Source organism: Streptomyces sp. NPDC018964, assembly GCF_044390325.1.
Classification (GTDB): Bacteria; Actinomycetota; Actinomycetes; order Streptomycetales; family Streptomycetaceae; genus Streptomyces.
Genome location: NZ_JBIRYZ010000002.1, coordinates 457862 through 478908, shown reverse-complemented (window position 1 = coordinate 478908; position 21047 = coordinate 457862). Strand labels below are relative to the sequence as shown.

Annotated in this window: 14 protein-coding genes; 1 reads left to right on the top strand and 13 read right to left on the bottom strand. The window is 72.6% G+C overall.

Annotated features, from left to right (window positions below):
- Position 1: 1 nt before the first annotated feature.
- The 11 genes from ACH5AO_RS04860 to ACH5AO_RS04810 form a co-directional block, all read right to left on the bottom strand.
- On the bottom strand, positions 2 to 1630 hold the full coding sequence (locus ACH5AO_RS04860) for a glycosyltransferase family 2 protein (protein WP_398921791.1): 1629 nt from the start codon (positions 1628 to 1630) through the stop codon (positions 2 to 4).
- A complete protein-coding gene (locus ACH5AO_RS04855) occupies positions 1627 to 3198 on the bottom strand; it encodes a glycosyltransferase family 4 protein (RefSeq protein WP_398921789.1) in 1572 nt (523 codons plus the stop codon). The genes ACH5AO_RS04860 and ACH5AO_RS04855 overlap by 4 nt, the downstream gene beginning before the upstream one ends.
- Positions 3188 to 4213: a Gfo/Idh/MocA family protein gene (locus tag ACH5AO_RS04850; RefSeq protein WP_398921787.1), complete on the bottom strand. Its 1026-nt coding sequence runs from the start codon at positions 4211 to 4213 to the stop codon at positions 3188 to 3190. Before ACH5AO_RS04850 ends, ACH5AO_RS04855 begins: the two co-directional genes overlap by 11 nt.
- Positions 4210 to 5325, bottom strand: a complete 1116-nt coding sequence (locus ACH5AO_RS04845) for a DegT/DnrJ/EryC1/StrS family aminotransferase (RefSeq protein WP_398921785.1) — start codon at positions 5323 to 5325, stop codon at positions 4210 to 4212. Before ACH5AO_RS04845 ends, ACH5AO_RS04850 begins: the two co-directional genes overlap by 4 nt.
- A gap of 510 nt (positions 5326 to 5835) precedes the next feature.
- The gene (rfbC, locus tag ACH5AO_RS04840; protein ID WP_398921784.1) at positions 5836 to 6423 is read right to left on the bottom strand and encodes a dTDP-4-dehydrorhamnose 3,5-epimerase; all 588 of its coding nucleotides are present in this window, start codon (positions 6421 to 6423) and stop codon (positions 5836 to 5838) included.
- Between the two features lie 139 nt (positions 6424 to 6562).
- On the bottom strand, positions 6563 to 7462 hold the full coding sequence (rfbD, locus tag ACH5AO_RS04835) for a dTDP-4-dehydrorhamnose reductase (RefSeq protein WP_398921782.1): 900 nt from the start codon (positions 7460 to 7462) through the stop codon (positions 6563 to 6565).
- Positions 7459 to 8445 carry a dTDP-glucose 4,6-dehydratase gene (gene rfbB, locus ACH5AO_RS04830; protein ID WP_398921780.1) on the bottom strand — a complete coding sequence of 329 codons (987 nt, stop codon included), beginning with the start codon at positions 8443 to 8445 and terminating at the stop codon, positions 7459 to 7461. Before rfbB ends, rfbD begins: the two co-directional genes overlap by 4 nt.
- On the bottom strand, positions 8442 to 9509 hold the full coding sequence (locus ACH5AO_RS04825; RefSeq protein WP_398921778.1) for a glucose-1-phosphate thymidylyltransferase: 1068 nt from the start codon (positions 9507 to 9509) through the stop codon (positions 8442 to 8444). Before ACH5AO_RS04825 ends, rfbB begins: the two co-directional genes overlap by 4 nt.
- A 218-nt stretch (positions 9510 to 9727) precedes the next feature.
- Complete coding sequence (locus ACH5AO_RS04820; protein ID WP_398921777.1) at positions 9728 to 13915, bottom strand: Rne/Rng family ribonuclease; 4188 nt, start codon at positions 13913 to 13915, stop codon at positions 9728 to 9730.
- Positions 13916 to 14176: 261 nt separating this feature from the next.
- Complete coding sequence (locus tag ACH5AO_RS04815) at positions 14177 to 14953, bottom strand: TIGR03936 family radical SAM-associated protein (protein WP_398921775.1); 777 nt, start codon at positions 14951 to 14953, stop codon at positions 14177 to 14179.
- 48 nt (positions 14954 to 15001) lie between these two features.
- Complete coding sequence (locus ACH5AO_RS04810; RefSeq protein ID WP_398921774.1) at positions 15002 to 16069, bottom strand: hypothetical protein; 1068 nt, start codon at positions 16067 to 16069, stop codon at positions 15002 to 15004.
- 272 nt (positions 16070 to 16341) lie between these two features.
- Between ACH5AO_RS04810 and ACH5AO_RS04805 the strand changes: the two genes are divergently transcribed.
- On the top strand, positions 16342 to 17169 hold the full coding sequence (locus tag ACH5AO_RS04805; RefSeq protein WP_398921773.1) for a DUF2637 domain-containing protein: 828 nt from the start codon (positions 16342 to 16344) through the stop codon (positions 17167 to 17169).
- Between the two features lie 108 nt (positions 17170 to 17277).
- Here the strand turns inward: ACH5AO_RS04805 and ACH5AO_RS04800 are convergent, their stop codons facing one another.
- Positions 17278 to 19242 (bottom strand): TIGR03960 family B12-binding radical SAM protein, encoded by a 1965-nt coding sequence (locus tag ACH5AO_RS04800; protein WP_398921770.1) that lies wholly within the window; start codon positions 19240 to 19242, stop codon positions 17278 to 17280.
- A 64-nt stretch (positions 19243 to 19306) separates the two neighbouring features.
- Positions 19307 to 20878 (bottom strand): CHAD domain-containing protein, encoded by a 1572-nt coding sequence (locus ACH5AO_RS04795; RefSeq protein ID WP_398921768.1) that lies wholly within the window; start codon positions 20876 to 20878, stop codon positions 19307 to 19309.
- Positions 20879 to 21047: the final 169 nt, after the last annotated feature.

Below are 21047 nucleotides of genomic sequence, written 5' to 3'. Positions count from 1 at the left end.
GTTACTTCCTCTTGGAACCGCGGACGAGAGTGGCCTTCATCCGGGAGGCCAGTGACTTCTTCGGCGGGAACATCCGCGCCGTGGCGATCACCACGCGGCCCTTGTCGTTGACCAGGGCGGCGGCGCGGTAGGGGTCCTCGTGGCGGCCCCAGCGGCGCGACAACGGCATGGGCTTGCCCTCGCCGCGCACGGGTATCTCGTACGTGGCCCCGGCGACGTCCAGGTAGACCCGTACGCCGAGTTTGACCGCGCGCCGCTCCAGCGGGACGCGGGCGTGCAGTACGGTGGCGGCGCCGTCCTCGGCGGGCCGCGTGGTGAAGTGACCCACCGGTGCCGGGAGGGAGTGTCCACCCGGGAGCTTCCTGGCCCCGGGCTTGTCCGCCTTCTGGGGCATGGCCCCGTGCACCAGCCGGAGGACGGCGCCGTCCACGTCGCCCAGGACGGGGATCCTGACCGACGCCGTGTAGGCGATCCCCTCGCCCTCCTGTTCCCAGGCGGAGGCGAGCAGTTCGGTGCCCTTGGCGAGCCGGCCGGGGACCGCCTCGCGGACGAGTTCGTAGCACCGGTCGGGCAGGCCGATCCGGGGATCGCGGAAGCCGGGATAGCGGGCGTAGGCGCGGTCGCCCTCGACGACGAAGGGCGGCGCCCCGTGCCGCTTCTCGGAGGTGATCGCCTCGCACAGCTCGTCGACCGCGCCCGCCCGGGCCAGGCAGATGCGCACCCGGCGCTTGACGTCCATCGCGTCCCGGATGCCGTCCGTGAAGTAGGCGTCGGCGAGCCGGGCGATGCCCGCGCAGATGTCGCGCTGGAGATCACGGTCCAGGGTGGGGAAGTCGCCCTGGACGAGCTTGGCCAGTTCCCAGGTGAAGTGCCGGCGCAGGACGGCGTCGCGCTCCGGGCCCGCCTCCAGGAGACCGGCGGTGAAGTCCATGATCTCCGCGGTGCACCGCAGCCGGGCCAGGTGGTCGGCGCGGTAGGTGATGTTGCTGGCGTCGCCCCGCTTCACCGCGTAGTAGCAGGTGTAGTCGGCCACCACCGAGATCTTCCGCGCGCGCACGCACGCCTCGATGGTGAACGGCTGGTCGCTGCCCACGGGCAGGTGCTCGGGGAAGCGCAGCTTGTGCCGCTCGACGAGGTCGCGCCGGAACAGCTTGGTGTTGGCCAGGGTCCAGGGCAGGGCGGACCCGGTGAGACCGATGTCCGGGTCGCTCTTCTTGTACAGCGCCTGGTGGACGTACCGGCCGTTGGTGCCGACCATCTTGCCGACGACGACGTCGGAGCCGTTGTCGTCGGCGCACTTCACCATGCGCTCCAGGGCTTCCTCGCCGAGGTGGTCGTCGGAGCCGATGAAGTAGACGTACCGCCCGGTGGCGACGTCCAGCGCCCGGTTGCTGGGCGCCGCCGGGCCGCCGGAGTTCTCCTGGTGGATCACCTTGACGGTGCCCGGGTACCGCTCGGCGAAGCGGTCGAGCTCGGCGCCGCTGTCGTCGGTGGACCCGTCGTCGACCGCGACGATCTCCAGCCGGTCCCGCCCGATGCTCTGGCCCAGCAGGGAGTTCAGGCACTCCGTCAGATAGGGCATCGTGTTGTAGACGGCGACGATCACACTGACGTCGGGTATGCCGCTCATGCCTGTGCCTCCACCCCTCCGCGTCCGGTCGCGGCCCGGCCCGTCAGCCGTGTGTAGACCGCGTCCAGCCGCTCGGCCTGCGCTTCCCAGGTCCACTGGTCGAGCAGCCCGGGCGCGTCGTACACGGCACGGTACCGCTCGGCGTCACCCAGCACCGACTTCAGCGCGCGGGCGTAGTCCTCCAGGTCCTCGGCCCGGAACACCTCGCCCTGGCCTGTCTGTTCGACCATCGCGCCCATCGTCTTCACGTCGCTGACGACCAGCGGGAGCCGGGCGTGGGAGTACTCGAAGAACTTGGTGATGAGGGCGATCTCGTGGTTCGGCCAGTGGTGGATCGGGATGACGCCCGCGTCGGCCGCCGCGAGGAAGCGCGTCACCTGGTAGTGCGGCACGTACGGCAGGATGTGCAGCCGGTCGCCGACGCCCAGTTCCTCCGCGCGCGCCCGCAGGGACTTCATGTAGTCGGAGTTGGTGTTGAGCACGACGAAAGCCGTGTGCACCTCCGGCAGGAGCGGCAGCGACTCGACCATGATGTCCAGACCGCGCTGCGGCGCGGCGGTACCGCTGTACACGGCGAGCGGGACGTCGTCCGCGACACCGCACAGCTCCCGCAGGTCCGGTACGGGCTCGGCGGCCTGCTCGGGCGAGATCTCCCCGTCGGGGGCGTTGAGCACGACGTCGGGCCGCTCCGCCAGCCGGTGCCGCTCCTGCAGCATTCCGGCCAGGGTGTCCGACACGGTCGTCACCGCGTCGGCGTGGCGGGAGTACTCCTTCTCGTGCGCGCACTGGGCGATGTGCCAGCGCGGGTGCGGGTTCCAGGGCCTGATGCCGGGCAGGAACTCGTGGGCGTCCCAGACGAGTTTGACGTCCCGTCCCGCGGCGCGGGCGCGCAGCGTGGCGCGGGCGCCGACCCCGAGCATCCGGAAGTCGTTGGCGTGGACGAGGTCCGGCTTCAGCTCGTCGATGACCTTGCCGTACGCCAGCTCGAAGTCCCACAGGTGCGGATCGAGCCTGCGCCAGGCGCGGTCGCCCATGGTCTTGCGCCAGAAGGCGGTGGTGAAGCGGTCCAGCGCCGAGTCCATGGCCTTGCGCCGCTTCTCGAGCTCCTGGGTCTTGCGGTACCTGAGGTTCACCCACGAGTGCGCCAGCCGGGACAGGAGCCGGGGCGCCAGCAGCCTCAGCCGGCCGAACACCGAGCCCCGCTGCCGGGCGACGATCATCCGGATGTTGAGGTCGGCCCGCCAGGCCTTGACCTTCTGGCGGCGGTACGACGCCAGCGGCCCGGGCCGGTAGGCCAGCGGGGAGCGCAGCACCGCCCGCCGGTACTCGTGGCGCCGGCGGGACATCGGCCCGGGCACGGGAAGCAGCCGGACCTCGGCGTCCCCGATCCGCCAGCTCTGTTCCTTCTTGCTCCCGGACTTGCCCAGCAGGACGACGTCCCAGCCCGCCTCGGCGGCGGAGCGGGCCTCCTTCTGCACCCGCGAGTCACCGTTGACGCCGTTGTCCACGAGCATCACGACCCGGCCGCGGGTGGGCCGCCCCGTCACCGTGTGGTTCTCAGCTGCCATGGGCCGTCAGGTCCTTCGGGTCGAGCGAAACACTGCGGTTGTCCTCCGCCGATTCCAGCACCGCCGCCGCGACCTCCACGGTCCGCAGGCCCTGGCGCAGGGTGCAGATGTCCGCGGGCCGGCCGAGGACCGCGTCGCGGAACAGTTCGTGTTCGACGAGGAGCGGCTCGCGCTTGGGAATGGCGTAACGGATCATGTCACCCTCGGCGACGCCCCGGAACGCCTGGAGGGCCTCCCACTCGGTGGCCACGGCCGAGTTGGAGTGGAAGGTCAGGTCCGCGGTGAGGGTGTCGGCGATGAAGCAGCCGCGCTCGCCGGTGACCGAGGTGAAGCGCTCCTTGAGCGGGCTCAGCCAGTTGACCAGGTGGTTGACCATCGTGCCGTCGTCGAGGCGGCCGACCGCCGAGACCATGTCCTCGTGCGGACGGCCGCTCTTGGAGACGGTGTGCGCGGCGATGGAGACGTACTCGCGGCCGGTGACCCAGCCGGTGAGGTCGATGTCGTGGGTGGCCAGGTCCTTGACCACACCGACGTCGGCTATCCGGTGCGGGAACGGCCCCTGACGCCGGGTGACGACCTGGTACACGTCGCCGAGTTCACCGGCCTCCAGCCGGGCCCGCAGCGAACGCAGCGCGGGGTTGCACCGCTCGATGTGTCCGACGCCGGCCACCAGACCGCGCGACTCGAAGGCCTCCACCAGGCGGCGCGCCCCGTCCACCGTGTCGGCGACCGGCTTCTCGATCAGCGCGCAGACGCCGGCCGCGGCGAACCGCAGGCCGACCTCCTCGTGCAGGGCGGTGGGGCAGGCCACCACGGCGTAGTCGACGCCCAGGTCGATGAGTTCCTCGACGGTGGCCAGGACGGGCGCGCCCTGCGCGGCGCCGTGCTTGTCGCCCATCGGGTCGACGACGCCGACGAAGTCGACGCCCTCCAGGCCGGCCAGGACGCGGGCGTGGTGGCGCCCCATGGAGCCGAGGCCGACGAGTCCGGCCCGCAGCCGCCTTCCGCTGCTCACTTCTGCTCCCCCAGCGCGTTCACGGCGGACACGATGCGCTCCAGGTCGCCCGCGGACAGGCCCGGGTGGACGGGCAGCGAGACGACCTCGGCCGCCGCGCGCTCCGTCTCGGGCAGGTCCCAGCTCCGGCCGGCCTTCTGGTCCGGCTCCCAGTACGGCTTGAGGCGGTGGATGGGCGTCGGGTAGTACACCGCGTTGCCGACACCGGCCTCGGTGAGGCGGGCCATGGCGGCGTCGCGGTCCCCCCGGACGCGCACGGTGTACTGGTGGAAGACGTGCCGGGCGCCGGCGGCGACCTCCGGCGTGACCACGTTCGGCGCGGTGATGTGCTCGGAGAGGTACGCGGCGTTGGCGATGCGCTGCTCGGTCCAGCCGGCCAGCTTGGCGCGCTGGACCCGGCCGATCGCGGCGGAGACGTCGGTCATGCGGACGTTGGCGCCGACGATCTCGTTGGCATAGCGCTGCTCCATGCCCTGGTTGCGCAGCAGGCGCAGGGTGCGGGCGAGTGCGGCGTCGGCGGTGCTGACCATGCCGCCCTCGAGGCTGTGCATGTTCTTGGTCGGGTAGAAGCTGAACGTTCCGGCGTTGCCGAACGCGCCGACCGGGGTGCCGTGCAGCGCCGCCGCGTGGGCCTGGCAGGCGTCCTCGACGACGGCCAGCCCGTGCCGGTCCGCGATGGCCATGATCCGGTCCATGGCGGCCGGGTGACCGTACAGGTGGACGGGCATGACCGCGGCGGTGCGCGGGGTGAGGGCCGCCTCGACGGCCGCGGGGTCCAGGCAGAAGCTGCCGGGCTCGATGTCGGCGAAGACCACGTCGGCGCCGACCAGCCGTACGGCGTTGGCGGAGGCGGCGAAGGAGAACGACGGCACGACGACCTCGTCCCCCGGGCCGATCCCCAGGGCGAGCAGTGCCAGGTGCAGCGCGGAGGTGCCGGAGTTGACCGCGACGCAGTGCCGTCCGGCGACGAGCCCGGCGAACTCCTCCTCGAAGGCGGCCACCTCGGGGCCCTGCACGACCCGGCCGCTGCGCAGCACGCGCACCGCGGCCTCGATCTCTTCCTCGTCGATGACGGGCCTGGCGGCCGGTATCGACTCATGGGCGTCGGTCATCGACGTTCCCCCTCATCCTTCGGTGGCCCGGTGGCCGCACCACGGCGTGGACCGGGAAGGGGCCGCCCGGGTGGAGGCGGTCCGCATCCGTGTGTTCGGAAATTCGGCAGGCTGCTGTCGACGGCGAACGGTTTCCGCGTGGGCTCCGCCCCCCTGGGGAGCCGATGGCGGAAGGCGGTCGCCGTCCGCGTGGGAAGAAGGTCCGGTCGCAGCAGTCGCCGCGGTCCGCGGCGCCACGAGACCAGCGGCCGAGACCGCGATTACGTTACCAGCAGATGTGCAGGGCTTATCCGTAGAGTTACCACAGAGAAATCTCCGGTCGGTCGAGGAACGGGCACATGCGGTACACAGGGTGACCAGCCGCGGGTGATCCGTGACGCGCCCGGGCCGGGGCGCGGCGAGGCGCGGGACGCCGGTGGTCTCCGGTGTCCCGCGCCCGCGGGGCGGGCCCGGTCAGGGTGCGGCTCACCGCCCAGGGGGTTCGGCGGGGGGCCGGCGCCTCCGGTGTCCTCAGAGTTCCGCGCGATAGGCGGTGCAGTCCTCGTAACGGGGGAGCAGTCCCTGTGCCGCCGCGTCCGCCAGCGTCGGGGCGGCGGCGTCCTTGTCCGACAGCAACGGCTCCACGTCCGTCGGCCAGGCGATGCCCAGCCCGGGATCGAGGGGGTGGACGCCGTGCTCCCGCTGCGGCGCGTACCCCTCGGAACAGAGGTAGACGACGGTCGCGTCGTCGGTCAGCGCCAGGAAGGCGTGCCCGAGGCCCTCGGACAGGTAGACCGAGGCGTGTGTCTCGTCGTCGAGCCGGACCAGTTCCCACTGCCCGTAGGTGGGGGAGCCGACCCGGATGTCGACGACGGCGTCGAGCACGGCGCCGCGCACGCACTTCACGTACTTGGCCTGGCTCGGCGGCACGTCGGCGAAGTGGACGCCGCGGAGGGTGCCGCGGCGGGAGACCGAGCAGTTCGCCTGGGCCAGGGAGAAGTCGTGCCCGGTGCTCGCGCGGAAATCCGCTCCGCGGAACCACTCGTGGAAGCTGCCGCGCTCGTCCGGGAAGACGTCGGGCCGGTGGAGCCAGGCGCCTTCGATCGACAGGGGCTTCATGATGGGGCGGGACCTCCGGTTCGGGATGTGAGAACTCGTCCGGCCTTCCCGGCGGCTTTCCGCCGGCAGGGCCGAATCGGCCGGGCGCTCCTCGCGGACCCCGCGCCGCGGACCGGTACGACGACGCCGGCCCGCACGGTCACGGGTCCTCCTCCCGGAACTCCGCGAGCAGGACGGGCATCGCGGAGCCGAGCGCCTCGGACCAGTGGCGTACGGGTTCGATTCCGGCCCGCTGCCAGCGGTCGTGCCCCAGCACGCTGTACGCGGGCCGGGGCGCGGGGCGGGCGAACGCCGCGCTGGTGGTCGGCCGGACCCGCTCCGGATCGGCGCCCAGCAGCCGGAAGATCTCCCGGGTGAACCCGAACCACGTCGTCTCGCCGGCGCTGGTGCCGTGGTACACGCCCGCGGGAGCGGTCCCCGCGAGGGCCGCCTGTCCGAGGCGCACCAGGCGGTCGGCCAGGTCGACGGTCCAGGTGGGCTGGCCACGCTGGTCGTCGACGACGTCGAGGGTGTCCTTGACGGACTCCAGCTCGATCATCGTACGGACGAAGTTGCCGCCGCCCGCCCCGTACAGCCATGCCGTGCGGACCACGAACCCGCGGTCGGGGAGCGTGGTCAGGACGGCCTGTTCCCCGGCCAGTTTGGTGCGGCCGTACGCGCTGCGCGGGCCCGTCGGGGCGTCCTCCGCGTACGGCTCGTCCGCGTCGCCGGGGAAGACGTAGTCCGTCGAGACGTGCAGGAGCACGGCGTCGAGCTCGCGGCAGGCCTCGGCGAGGTGGCGCGGGCCGTCGCCGTTGACGCGCAGGGCGTCGTCCTCGCGGGTCTCGGCGTCGTCGACGGCGGTCCAGGCGGCGCAGTTGACCACGGCCGCGGGCCGGTGCCCGGCGAGGACCTCGCGCACCGCCGCGGGGTCGGTGATGTCCAGCTCGGCGCGGGTGACGGCGGCCGCGGGGATCCCGGCGGCCGCGAGCCGGGCCAGGACGTCCCGCGCGAGCATCCCCCCAGCGCCGGTCACCAGCCAGCCTCGTCCGCCGCTCACAGCGCCGCACGCTCCTTCAGCGGCTCCCACCAGGCACGGTTGTCGCGGTACCACTGGACGGTCTCGGCCAGGCCCTGCTCGAAGCCCTTGCGGGGCTCGTAGCCCAGTTCCTCGCGGATCTTGGTGCAGTCGACGGAGTAGCGGCGGTCGTGGCCCTTGCGGTCCTCGACGTACTCGACGCTGGTCTCCCAGTCGGCGCCGCACGCCTTCAGGAGCAGCTCGGTGAGCTCCTTGTTGGAGAGTTCGGTGCCGCCGCCGATGTTGTAGATCTCGCCCGCGCGGCCTTTGGTGCGGACCAGTTCGATGCCCTGGACGTGGTCGTCGATGTGCAGCCAGTCGCGGACGTTGCCGCCGTCGCCGTACAGCGGGACCTTCTTGCCGTCGAGGAGGTTGGTGACGAAGAGGGGGATGACCTTCTCGGGGAAGTGGTGGTGCCCGTAGTTGTTGGAGCAGCGGGTGACGCGGACGTCCAGGCCGTGGGTGCGGTGGTAGGACAGCGCGATCAGGTCGCTGGACGCCTTCGCCGAGGAGTAGGGCGAGTTGGGTTCCAGCGGGTGGGTCTCGGGCCAGGAGCCCTCGTCGATCGAGCCGTAGACCTCGTCGGTGGAGATGTGCACGAAGGTCTCGACGCCGGCCCGGTGCGCGGCGTCGACGAGCGTGTGGGTGCCCACCACGTTGGTGCGGACGAACTCCGCGCCGCCGTCGATGGACCGGTCGACGTGGGACTCGGCGGCGAAGTGCACCACCTGGTCGTGTTCCGCCATCAGCTCGCCGACGAGTTCCGGGTCGCAGATGTCGCCCCGCACGAACGCGAACCCGGGGTGCTCGCGCACCTCGTCGAGGTTGGCCGGGTTGCCCGCGTACGTCAGCTTGTCCAGGACGGTGACCGCGACGTCACCGGGGCCCTGGGGGCCGAGCACCGTACGGACGTAGTGCGAACCGATGAATCCGGCACCGCCGGTCACCAGGATCCTGGTCGTCATGAGGAGATCTGCACCTTGCTGTGATCACCGAGCACGAGCCGGTGGGCCTTGGGGTTACGGGGGGCGGGCGTGACCTCGACGTCGCGCCCGATGAGCGAGGCCTCCACCCGGCGCACGCCGGTCACGGACGCGCCCCGCAGGACGATGGAGTACTCGATTTCACTGTCCTCGATCCGGCAGTCCTCGGACACCGAGGTGAAGGGGCCGATGTACGCGTTGTCCACCACCGTACCGGCGCCGATGACCGCGGGCCCGACGATCCGGCTGCCGCGGACCAGGGCGCCCTCCTCTATGCGCACCCGGCCGATGATCTCGCTGGCCCCGTCCACCGTGCCCGCCTGCCGGGGCTCCAGGGTCTCCAGGACGGACCGGTTGACCTCCAGCATGTCGGTGACGTTACCGGTGTCCTTCCAGTAGCCGGAGATCGTGGTGGAGCGGACGTCCCGCTTCTGGTCGATCAGCCACTGGATGGCGTGCGTGATCTCCAACTCGCCGCGCCGGGACGGCTCGATGGAGCGAACGGCCTCGTGCACGGCCGGGGTGAACAGGTAGACGCCGACGAGGGCCAGGTCGCTCTTCGGCCGCTCCGGCTTCTCCTCCAGGCCCACCACGCGGCCGTCGGCGTCGAGTTCGGCGACACCGAAGGAGGTGGGGTCGGGGACCTTGGTCAGCAGGATCCGCGCGTCGGGCCGCTCGGTGCGGAACTCCTCCACCAGGCCGGTGATGCCACCGACGATGAAGTTGTCGCCGAGGTACATGACGAAGTCGTCGTCGCCGAGGAAGTCCCGGGCGACGAGCACGGCGTGCGCGAGCCCCAGGGGTGCTTCCTGCGGGAGGTAGGTGACCTCGATGCCGAACCGGGAACCGTCGCCCACCGCCTGGCGGATCTCGTCCGCGGTGTCGCCGACGATGATCCCGACCTCGGTGATCCCGGCGTCGGCGATCGCTTCCAGGCCGTAGAAGAGCACGGGTTTGTTGGCGACCGGCACGAGCTGTTTGGCGGAGGTGTGGGTGATCGGACGGAGGCGGGTCCCCGCTCCTCCGGAAAGCACGAGAGCCTTCACGTGTGACGCCCCAATACTATGAACCTCGACAGGGACGGAAAGTCCCTGTTCGCCTGATTTCTCAGTGGACCTTCGGGCACATCGTCATCGCGTGACAGTAACAACGATTCGCCCGCCCTTCACGTGTCCGCTCCCCGACGACCGTCTCGTGGCAGGAAAAGAATGATCCGCCCCCGGTGGAACCGGGGGCGGATCACGTTCACCGAACGCTCCGGAGGTCAGTCCTCCGTCGAGGCGGTCACCGACGACGGCTGCTGGGCCGCCGCCGCGGTCTTCTTCGACGCCGTCTTCTTCGCGGTCGTCTTGGCGGCGGTCGACTTGGTGGCGGTCGACTTGGTGGTCTTCGCCGCCGCCTTCTTGGCCGTCGTCTTCTTGGCCGCCGTCTTCTCGGCCGCTGTCTTCTTGGCCGCGGTCTTCTTCGTGGCGGCCGTCTTGGTGGCGGCCTTCTTCGCCGTGGCCTTCTTGACCGCCTTGCGGGCGGTCTTCTTGGCCGGTGCGGCCTCGGCCTCGGCTTCTCCGACGGGCGCCTCGGCGGGCTCCTCGACAGGCGTCTCGGCGGGCGCCGCCTCCGTCGCCGCCGACGGGACGACCACGACGGCCGTCTCCTCGGACGCGGTCGGCGTGCTCGGCTTGCGCACCGCGCGGCGGCGCGGACGGGCCGGGGCCTGCGCCTCGGCGGACTCACCGGCGGGCGCCTCGGACGGAACCTCCGCGGGCTTCGGCTCGGGCGCCTCGGCCACCGGGGCCGCGGGCTCCGTGACCGTCACCACCGCGACCTCCGCTCCCGCCGGGGAACCGGCCGGCGCGGACACCTTGCGGGTGGCCCGGCGACGTGTACGCCCCTTGGGCGCGGCCTCCTCGGCGACCGGAGCCCCGGTCTCCCGGGCCTCGGTCTCCGACGCCCCGGTCTCCGGCACCTCGGCCTCCGGCTCGGGGACCACCGCGTCCTCGACGGCCGCGGGCTCGGCCAGCGCCTCGGCGGCCGGCTCCGGCCGCACCGGACGCGCGATCTCCTCGGCGACCGTCACGTCCTGCGCCGTCGGGGCCTCGACCTCGGCCTCGGCCTCCTCGGCCTTGCGCCGCTCGGCCCTGGCCGACCGCTTCGGCGCGCCCGCCGGGGCCGACACCCGCCGGCTCGCCCGGCGGCGCGTACGCCCACGGGTGGCCGCGGCCTCCGCCTCGGCGGCGCTGCTGTACAGCTCCTCGTCGGGGACGAACTCGGGTGCGGGGAGCGCGACCGGCTCGGCGGCCTCCGCGGCGACCTCGGCCGCCGTCTCCGTCTCCGCCTCCTCCTCGGCCGTCTCCACGCCCACGATCACCTCGTGCTCGTGCTCGTGCGGCTGGTCCGCCGCGCCGGCCCGCGCCCGCTTCCGGCGCTTGCCGCCACCACCGCCGGCGACGGCGGGCTGGTCCAGGTGCACGATGACACCGCGCCCGTTGCAGTGGACGCAGGTCTCCGAGAACGACTCCAGCAGGCCCTGGCCGACCCGCTTGCGGGTCATCTGCACCAGGCCCAGCGAGGTCACCTCGGCGACCTGGTGCTTCGTACGGTCCCGGCCCAGGCACTCCAGCAGGCGCCGCAGCACCAGGTCCCGGTTGGACTCCAGCACCATGTCGATGAAGTCGATGACGATGATGCCGCCGAGGTCGCGCAGCCGCAGCTGGCGCACGATCTCCTCGGCCGCCTCCAGGTTGTTCCTGGTGACCGTCTCCTCGAGGTTGCCGCCCTGGCCGGTGAACTTGCCGGTGTTGACGTCGACGACGACCATCGCCTCGGTCCGGTCGATCACCAGCGAACCGCCGCTGGGCAGCCACACCTTGCGGTCCAGCGCCTTGGCGAGCTGCTCGTCGATCCGGTACGTGGCGAAGACGTCGACCTCGCTGGTCCACCTGGACAGCCGCCCGGCCAGGTCCGGCGCCACGTGCGACACGTACCCGTGGATGGTCTCCCAGGCGTCGTCACCGCTGACGACGACCTTGGAGAAGTCCTCGTTGAAGATGTCCCGCACGACCCGGACGGTCATGTCCGGCTCGCCGTACAGCAGCGTCGGCGCGCTGCCGGCGCCGTTCTTGGACTTCTTCTTGATCTCCTCCCACTGCGCCTGCAGCCGCTCGACGTCCCGGCGCAGCTCGTCCTCGCTCGCGCCCTCGGCGGCGGTGCGCACGATGACGCCCGCGTCCTCGGGGACGACCTTCTTGAGGATGGTCTTCAGCCGGGCCCGCTCGGTGTCGGGCAGCTTGCGGCTGATGCCGGTCATCGAGCCCTCGGGGACGTACACGAGGTAGCGGCCCGGGAGGGAGACCTGGCTGGTGAGGCGGGCGCCCTTGTGGCCGATCGGGTCCTTGGTGACCTGCACCAGGACCGACTGGCCGGACTTCAGCGCGGACTCGATGCGGCGCGGACCGCCCGACATGCCGAGCGCCTCGAAGTTGACCTCGCCGGCGTACAGCACGGCGTTGCGGCCCTTGCCGATGTCGATGAAGGCGGCCTCCATCGACGGCAGCACGTTCTGCACCTTGCCGAGGTAGACGTTGCCGACGTACGAGGTCGCCTGCTCCTTGTTGACGTAGTGCTCGACGAGCACGCCGTCCTCCAGGACGCCGATCTGCGTACGGTCGCCGTGCTGGCGCACCACCATGACGCGCTCGACGGCCTCGCGGCGGGCCAGGAACTCGGCCTCGGTGATGATCGGCACCCGGCGGCGGCCCTGCTCGCGGCCCTCGCGGCGGCGCTGCTTCTTCGCCTCCAGACGCGTGGAGCCCTTGATGGACTGCACCTCGTCCGACGGCTCGGCCTTCGGGCGGGGCTCGCGGACCTTGACGACGGTGCGCTCGGGGTCGTCGGTGGCCGCCTCGGGCTCACCGCCGCCGTCACCGGCGCGACGACGACGCCGACGGCGGCGCCGGCTGCTGGTGGACCCGGAGTCCTCCCGGCCCTCGGCAGGCTCGGCGTCGTCCTCGGCGTCCTCCTCGATCTGCTCGGCGGTGTCCTCGGCGTCCTGGGCGGCCTGCTCGGCGGAGACCCGCTCGGCGTCGGCCTCCGCGGGCTCGCCGCCCTCGGCGTCGGTCTCGGCCAGGTCGCCGCGCCGGCGGCGACGTCCGCCACGGCGACGGCGACGGCGTGAACCGGCGGCCTCGCTGTCGTCCTGGTCGTCGGCCTCGGCCTGGTCCTCGGGCTGCTCCTCGGCCTCCTCCGCCTCGTCTTCGGCGTGGGTCACGGGAGCGGTCTCGGGCTCCTCGTCCGCGCCCCGGCGCCGGCGACGGCGGCGGGAGGCGGCGGGCTGCTCCTCCGGGAACTCCTCGGTCCGCTCCGGCTCCGCCACCGGTTCGGCGGCCTCGGCGGCCGCTTCGGCGGCGGCCCGCTCCGGGGTCTGGAAGCGGGGCTCGGTGAACACCGGCGGCTGGAACACGGCGACGGCCGGACGCGCGGGGCGTCGCGGTGCCGTCTCCGCCTCACCGGACCCGGCGGGCTCGGCGAAGCCGGCGGCGGCCTTGCGGACCACCCGGCGCCGGCGCCGCGGAGCGGCCTCGTCGGCCACGGGCTCGGGGGTACGTACGGGCTCGGGGGGCTGCACGGCCTCAGGGGCCTGTACGGGCTCGGAGGCCTGCACCGGCTCAGAGGCCTGTACGGGCTCAGGGGTCCCGGTCACCGGGGCCGCCTCGGCGGCGGGCGCCTCGGCACGGCGTGTGGCGCGACGCCGGGTACGGCGCGGAGCGGCCTCCTCGGCCGTGCCGGCGGCGGGCTCCGCCGTCCCGGCGGCCTGGGGTGCCTCGGCGATCTCGGTGGCCTCGTCGGTCCCGGCGGTCTCGGTGGACGCCTCCGGGGAGGTCACGCTGCGCGTGGCCCGACGCCGGGTGCGGCGCGGGGCCGCCTCCTCGGTGGTGGTTCCCGCGACCTCGGGGGCGGCCTCCGGGGCTTCGGCGGCGGCCTCCTGGGTTCCGGCGCTCACCGTCGGCGAGGTCACGCTCCGGGTCGCGCGACGCCGGGTGCGGCGCGGGGCCGCCTCCTCGGTCGTGTCCGCGGCGACGGCGGGCCGCTCGGGAGCCGGAGCGGCCCCGGACGCGGCGGGCGCCGCCGGTACGACGGTCTCCGCGGCCTCCGCCGACTCCGGTGCCCCGGCCGGCGCGACCGCCCGGCGGACGACACGGCGACGCCGGGGCGCGGCGACCGGAGCCTCGACGGGCTCGGCCTCCTTCTCCGCCTCGGCCTCGGCGCCTTCCTGCTCCACGGGCTCATCGGGCTCGGGGGCCTGTGCGGCCGGCGTGACGGCCTCGGCCGTCGTGTCGGCCGCCCCGGCGGGCGGACCCGCCGGGCGGGAGGCGGCACGGCGCCGCCGCCTCGGCGGCAGGGTGTCGCTGGGGGTGTTCAGTTCGGAGCCCTTCACGGGCTCGATCGGTTCGAGCATGCGGGCGTTTCTCCCGTCAGGCCCCCGGGCGCCGCGCCTGGTCCGGCGATGCCGGTGACGTCCGCGGCTCGCGCGGTGCGCGATCGCCGCCGTCCGGGGCGCGGGCGCCGCACGGGAGCACTCTGTGTCCTGTCTCGCCGGTTCCGTACGCCGAATGCGTACGGCCTGGCGAAAGTCTTCTGGTCGGTGCGCTGCCCGACCCAGGTGGCTCCCGAGTTCGAGGGCGGCGCTTACGACGTCCGTCCCTTCGCGGGACCTTCCTTACGCCGACGCCGTCGCGGTGGCAGTGGCGCCGGCCGGTTGCGGCTCGGTCGCTGCTGCCTCGCGGTCGGGCGCGAGCGGGTCGGTCACCGTGCCGGTCTCTTCATCGAGCAGCCCCTGCGCCAGCCTGGTCACCGCTGCGGGGACCGGCGGCGCCAGGTCGGCCACGGCGCGGAGACCGGACAGGACGTCGTCGGGTCGTACGGCAGGCGTCACGTGCCGAACAACCAGCCGCAGTATCGCACAGGGCCGGCCGGTCGGCCTATCAGCCGGTGACAAGTCGGTTTCCGCGGCCTCCAGCCCGACCACCGCGGAGCGGGCGTCGAAGGTGCGGACGCCGTTCTTGGTCCGGCGCTGGACCTCGACGGTCCCGGCCGCGTTGAAGGCGTCCACCGCGCGGCGGGCCTCCTCCGGGCCGACTCCGTCCAGCCGCAGCTCCCACACGGAAGCCGTCAGCCGGTCGGCGAGTCCCGAGGTGCGGGCCTCGACCGCCTCGATGATGTCGAGCCCGGCGGGCATCGACTCGTCGAGCAGGCCCCGGAGCCGCTCCGGGTCACGCGGCTCGGTGAGCGCGATCTCCAGGTACTCCGCCTCACTGCCCGTGCCGGTGGGTGCGGCATTGGCGTACGACACCTTCGGGTGCGGTGTGAACCCCGCCGAGTACGCCATCGGCACCTCGGCGCGGCGCAGCGCACGCTCGAAGGCGCGCTGGAAGTCACGGTGGCTGGTGAACCGGAGGCGGCCGCGCTTGGTGTAGCGCAGTCGAATGCGCTGCACCGCGGGTGCGGGCGGCGGGCCTTCGGGCTGTCGCTTGCCCAGTGTCGTTCAGTCCTTCGTGAGAGCGGTTTTACTGCCACCAAGAGTACGTGTCTCCGGGCCGATGGGTTCCCGCCGGTGCGTGAGCTGCGGTTTCCCGCCCGCACCGGCCGGTTCGCCGAACAGCGCCCGCCGGAGGTCGGCGCGTGTCCGCCGTACCGACGAGCGGGCGGCGTCAAGGGCCTGCCGGCCGGCCCGGCCCACCGCGCGGGCGGCGCCCCCGAGAGGCCGCAGCACCGCGTCGCGCACCACGTACCCCACCGGGGTCAGCACATTCCGGTACACCCACCGCACCGGCTCCACGAACACCCACCGGAAGACCGCTGCGAGGAACCGTCCGACGGCGAGCGAGATGTACCCGGCGACGCGCCAGGCATGCCCCAGGGCGTCCCCGAACTCCCGCGCGACGACCGCGAGCACACGGCCGACGGGCACCAGCACCCGGCGCCACACCGCGAGCGCGGGCAGCACCAGCAGGATCCGGGTGATCCAGTACAGCCCCGTGCCGATCCCGGTGACGACCGTCGCCACCAGCCGTACCAGCCCCTGCGCGCACCAGGCGACCGCCCGCCCCGCCGGCGCCAGGACCCACCGGTACAGCCACGCCGAGGGCACGACGACGAGACACCGCCCCAGCCACACCGCACCCGCCCACACCCCGGCCCCGATCGCGGCGAGCACATGACCGAGCGACGTCAGCACGCGCGCGTACAGCCACACGACCCCATGACCGAAGGGAGTCAGCACATGGCGGTGGAACGCGACGGCCGGAAGGACCACCAGCACCTTCCCGAGCCACGCCAGCCCCTTGCCGAACGGCACGAGGACGTACCGCCACAGCCCCACCAACGGCCACACGAACACCGCTCGCCCCACCCACAGCAGCGCCCGCCCGAGCGGCCGCAGCAGCGTGTCGTTCAGGAACCGCCCGGCGACGACCAGCGCGTCCCACACCATCCGCACCGGCACGACCAGCACCAGCACCACGATCCGCACGGGAACGCGGATCGCCACGACGAGACACCCCTCACCCGCGGGCGCGGCGGCCGGCGGCCGGGCCAGCTTCTCGAGATCCATGCCTACGGAGACGCAGGCGCGGCCCGCCCGGATCCCACGCTCATCATGCTGTCCACTTCATATGCTGAACACCGATCGGACATAAGAATTCCGCGACTTATGTAAAGCGATTTTCCCTACGGCCGTTCACTCATTCGCCACGCATCCAAGCGAAACGGATGCCGTTAGTCGCTATATGACGAAGGCAAGCATGTCAGGGCTCATCAAGTCCGACGGGGGGAATTCGTGGAAATCCGACCGCGCCGGCCGCTGGATCGGCGAGGCCGGCTGACATGAATGACGAACGCTACGACCCTCTCGTCTACGCGGAGCCCATGGAACCGCCCGTACCGCACTGGGACCCGGCCGAGGAACTCGCCTACCTCCTCCAGGAAGCCCGCGGCGAGGAACCCTCCGGGGCCGCCATGCCGCAGCCCCGCGAGGAGGCCTCGGCCACCACTCCCCCGGCCGGCAGCCCCCTGGACAACCTGCAGGAGATCACAGCCGAACTGCCACCCCTGCGCGCGGCACCGCGCGGCCACCGCAGGCCTCCGCGCAAACCCCCACGCAGGCGTCCCGACGCACTGCGCCTCGCCAGTTACGCCATCGCCGCCCTGGCGGCGGTCACCGTGTCGATGGTGAGCGTCTTCAGCGGCGTCGTCACCTACGAACCCCTCCTCCTCGTCACCACGGCCCACAGCAAGGGAAGTTCCTCGGCCTGGTGGCCCGTACTGGTCTACGGCCCCTGGCTGGCGGGCTCGTTGTCCATCCTCCGCGCGGCACTGCACCAACGGCGCGCCCTGCACTCGTGGTTCGTCGTCCTGCTCTTCTCGTCCGTCGCCATCATGCTCTGCGTGGCCCAGGCCCCCCGGACGATCACCGACACCGCCGCCGCGGCCCTCCCGGGCGTGGCCGCCCTGGCCTGTTTCCAGCAACTCGTCCGCCAGATCACCCTCACCCGCCCGCCCCGCCGCACCTCGCCCCGCCACCGGCTGCAGTCCACCATGGACCACCCCGCACCACTCACCGATCCCGGCAAACAGGAACGTTTCCGGACCCCGCCCCACCCCTACCGGCGTGACACGCCGTCCACCCGGCGCTCCGGACAGCACACACCGTGAGCCCCTTCACCGCCGGCGGCACATCGGACCGCCGACGGCGAAGGACCCTCTCAACGGCCCCCGCCGACGGCGGGGGCCGCTCCGCGCCGCCCGGGCGCCCCGCTCATGTCAGTGGGCGTGACCGCTCGGCGCCGGCGCGGCGTTCTTGACCGTCAGCGGCAGCAGTTTCTTGCCCGTCGGTCCGATCTGGATGGACGTGTCCATCTGCGGGCACACGCCGCAGTCGAAGCACGGGGTCCAGCGGCAGTCCTCGACCTCCGTCTCGTCGAGGGCGTCCTGCCAGTCCTCCCAGAGCCAGTCCTTGTCGAGGCCGGAGTCGAGGTGGTCCCAGGGGAGGACCTCCTCGTAAGTGCGCTCGCGGGTGGTGTACCAGTCGACGTCGACGCCGAAGGGGGCCAGCGCCTTGTCGGCGCAGTTCATCCATCGGTCGTACGAGAAGTGCTCGCGCCAGCCGTCGAAGCGGCCGCCGTCGTCGTAGACCGCGCGGATGACCGCGCCGATGCGGCGGTCGCCGCGCGAGAGCAGGCCCTCGACGATGCCGGGCTTGCCGTCGTGGTAGCGGAAGCCGATCGAACGGCCGTACTTCTTGTCGCCGCGGATCTTGTCGCGGAGCTTGGCCAGGCGCTCGTCCGTCTGCTCGGCGGAGAGCTGCGGGGCCCACTGGAAGGGGGTGTGCGGCTTGGGCACGAAGCCGCCGATGGAGACCGTGCAGCGGATGTCGTTGGAGCCGGAGACCTCGCGGCCCTTGGCGATCACGCGGGTGGCCATGTCGGCGATCTGGAGGACGTCGTCGTCGGTCTCGGTGGGCAGGCCGCACATGAAGTACAGCTTCACCTGGCGCCAGCCGTTGCCGTAGGCGGTGGCGACGGTCCGGATGAGGTCGTCCTCGGAGACCATCTTGTTGATGACCTTGCGGATGCGCTCCGAGCCGCCCTCGGGGGCGAAGGTGAGGCCGGAGCGGCGGCCGTTGCGGGTCAGCTCGTTCGCCAGGTCGATGTTGAAGGCGTCGACGCGGGTGGAGGGGAGGGAGAGGCCTACCTTGTCCTCCTCGTAGCGGTCGGCGAGACCCTTGGCGATGTCGCCGATCTCCGAGTGGTCGGCGCTCGACAGCGACAGCAGGCCGACCTCCTCGAAGCCGGTCGCCTTCAGGCCCTTGTCGACCATCTCGCCGATGCCGGTGATCGAACGCTCGCGGACCGGGCGGGTGATCATGCCGGCCTGGCAGAAGCGGCAGCCTCGGGTGCAGCCGCGGAAGATCTCCACGGACATGCGCTCGTGGACGGTCTCGGCGAGCGGGACGAGGGGCTGCTTGGGGTAGGGCCACTCGTCAAGGTCCATGACCGTGTGCTTGGAGACGCGCCACGGGACGCCCGACCGGTTCGGTACGACGCGGGCGATGCGGCCGTCGGGGAGGTACTCGACGTCGTAGAAGCCGGGGACGTACACCCCGCCGGTCTTCGCCAGGCGGAGGAGGAGTTCCTCGCGGCCGCCGGGGCGGCCCTCCTCCTTCCAGGCGCGGATGATCCGCGTGACCTCCAGGACGGCCTGCTCGCCGTCGCCGATGACCGCGCAGTCGATGAAGTCGGCGATCGGCTCGGGGTTGAAGGCGGCGTGGCCGCCGGCCATGACGATCGGGTCGTCCAGCGTCCGGTCCCTGGCCTCCAGGGGAATGCCGGCCAGGTCGAGGGCGGTGAGCATGTTGGTGTAGCCGAGCTCGGTGGAGAAGCTCAGGCCGAACACGTCGAAGGCCTTCACCGGGCGGTGGCTGTCGACGGTGAACTGGGGGACGTCGTGTTCCCGCATCAGCGCCTCGAGGTCCGGCCAGACGCTGTAGGTGCGCTCGGCGAGGACGCCGTCCTGTTCGTTGAGGACCTCGTAGAGGATCATGACGCCCTGGTTGGGCAGTCCGACCTCGTAGGCGTCGGGGTACATGAGCGCCCAGCGGACGTCGCAGCTCTCCCACGGCTTGACCGTGGAGTTGAGCTCTCCGCCGACGTACTGGATCGGCTTCTGCACATGCGGGAGCAGAGCTTCGAGCTGCGGGAACACAGACTCGGCGGCTTCGGCAGGCATCTCGCGAACCTTTGTGTGCTGAGTGGGGTGACCATTCAGCGTAACGCGGCCGGAGGGGTACTCCCTACGTTGTCCAGGGCCGGAGGTCCTCGGTGATGGAGGTCCAGGCTTCGGGGAGGGCGGCCTCGGCGCGCTGCGCGCGGTGTTCCTCGTGGGCGTGGAGGACGCCGTAGGTGAAGGCGCTCTCGCCGGCCGCGTGGGCGACGGCGGCGAGCTCGCGGAGGGTCCGGCGGGCCATGACGCTGTCCTGGTGGTCGCCGAGCAGGCCCTGGAGCGACTTCATGGCCTTGACGAGGTCGTTCGCCGGCCCGCCGAGTGCGGGGGCGGCGGCCTCGGCGGCGTAGCGGGCGCGCTTGGTCTTCTTGCGGGCCTCGTGCAGGGCGACGTCGCGGTCGGTGCCGGGCGGGAGGTCCAGGGCGCGGGTGACGAGGCCGGTGAGCTTGTCGAGGTCCTTGCGCACGGCCTTGGTGAGGACCTTCTCCGGTGCGGCTCCGGCCTTCTTGCGCAGGGGCGGGTCGGTGAGCAGGGCGTCCAGGGTGTCGAGGAGGGTGAGGTGGCGGCGGGAGTCGAGGATGCCGGTGAGGCGGCCGTGGGCTCCGGCGTGGCGGGCCTCGGCCCAGCTGGTGAGCCGGTGGCCGACGGGGCCGGTGACGAGGGTGCCGGGCAGGCCGGCGAGGGAGGAGCGGAGGCGTTCGGCGAGCACCTCCTGGTCGCGGTCCAGGCCCAGCTCGGCGGCGAGCCACTTCAGGTCGTCGCCGAGGGGGTCGGTCGCCTCGCGGTCGAGGACGGTGCGGAAGGTGCGGAAGGTGCTGCGCAGGCGGCGGGTGGCGACTCTCATGCGGTGCACGGAGTCGGGGACGTCCTGGCGCACGGCGGGGTCGAGATCGACCAGGGCGTCGCGCTGGGCGCGGACGTAGGCGAGGACGTGGTCGCCGGCGGTGACGGGTTTCCCGGCCGGCCGTGACCTGTGCTTCCGCTTCGGGGCGGCCTCGGGTGCCGTGGCGGGTGTGCGCGTGGCCGTCGCGGCCGTGGTGCCGTCCGGTGCCGTGGCGGCCAGTGCTCTGGCCAGTTTCGAGGCCGAGGCCGAAGGGCGTACGCCGGCCTTGCGCAGGCGTTTCTCCACCTTGTCGAGGAAGGCGGGGTCGCCGTCGTCGGCGAGTTCGACCTCGATCTCGGTCCACCGGGCGGTGCCGCCGTCGCCGGTGAGGCGTTCGGCGTGGACGGTGTCGACGCTGACCTCGGCGAGCAGCCGGCCGTCGGCGTCGACCAGGTGGCGTACGTCGCGGTCGGAGCGGAGCCGGACGACGGGCAGCAGTGCGTGGTCGCGGACGCGGGAGCGGACGAGGGCGGCGAGTTCGTCCGGGAGGGTGTCGGAGAGCGGGGCGCGGATCTCGTCGCGCGCTCCGGGGGCGACGGGGAACTTCAGGTGCCAGCCGGCGTCGGAGCCGCCGGTGCGGCGGCGCAGGGTGACGGAGGAGGCGGCGAGGCGTTCGTCGGCGGTGTCGTGGTAGGTGGCGTCGAGGTGGGTGACGCCCTTGTCGAGGACGGTCGCCACGCCGGGGACGCGGGTCAGGTCGGGCAGCCCGCCGTCGTCGGTTTCGTACTTTCGCTCGATCTCACGCTTGGTGTCCGCCATGAGGTCCGTCTATCCGCCGTGAGGTGGGTCTATCCGCCGTGGGGCGAATCCGGTCGTGGGGGGGGGGGGGGGGGCGCCGCGCCCCCCCGCCCCCCCCCCCCCCCCCCCCCCCCACCACCCCCCCCACGCCCCCCCCCCCCCCGGGGGGGGGGGGCCCCCCCCCCCCCCC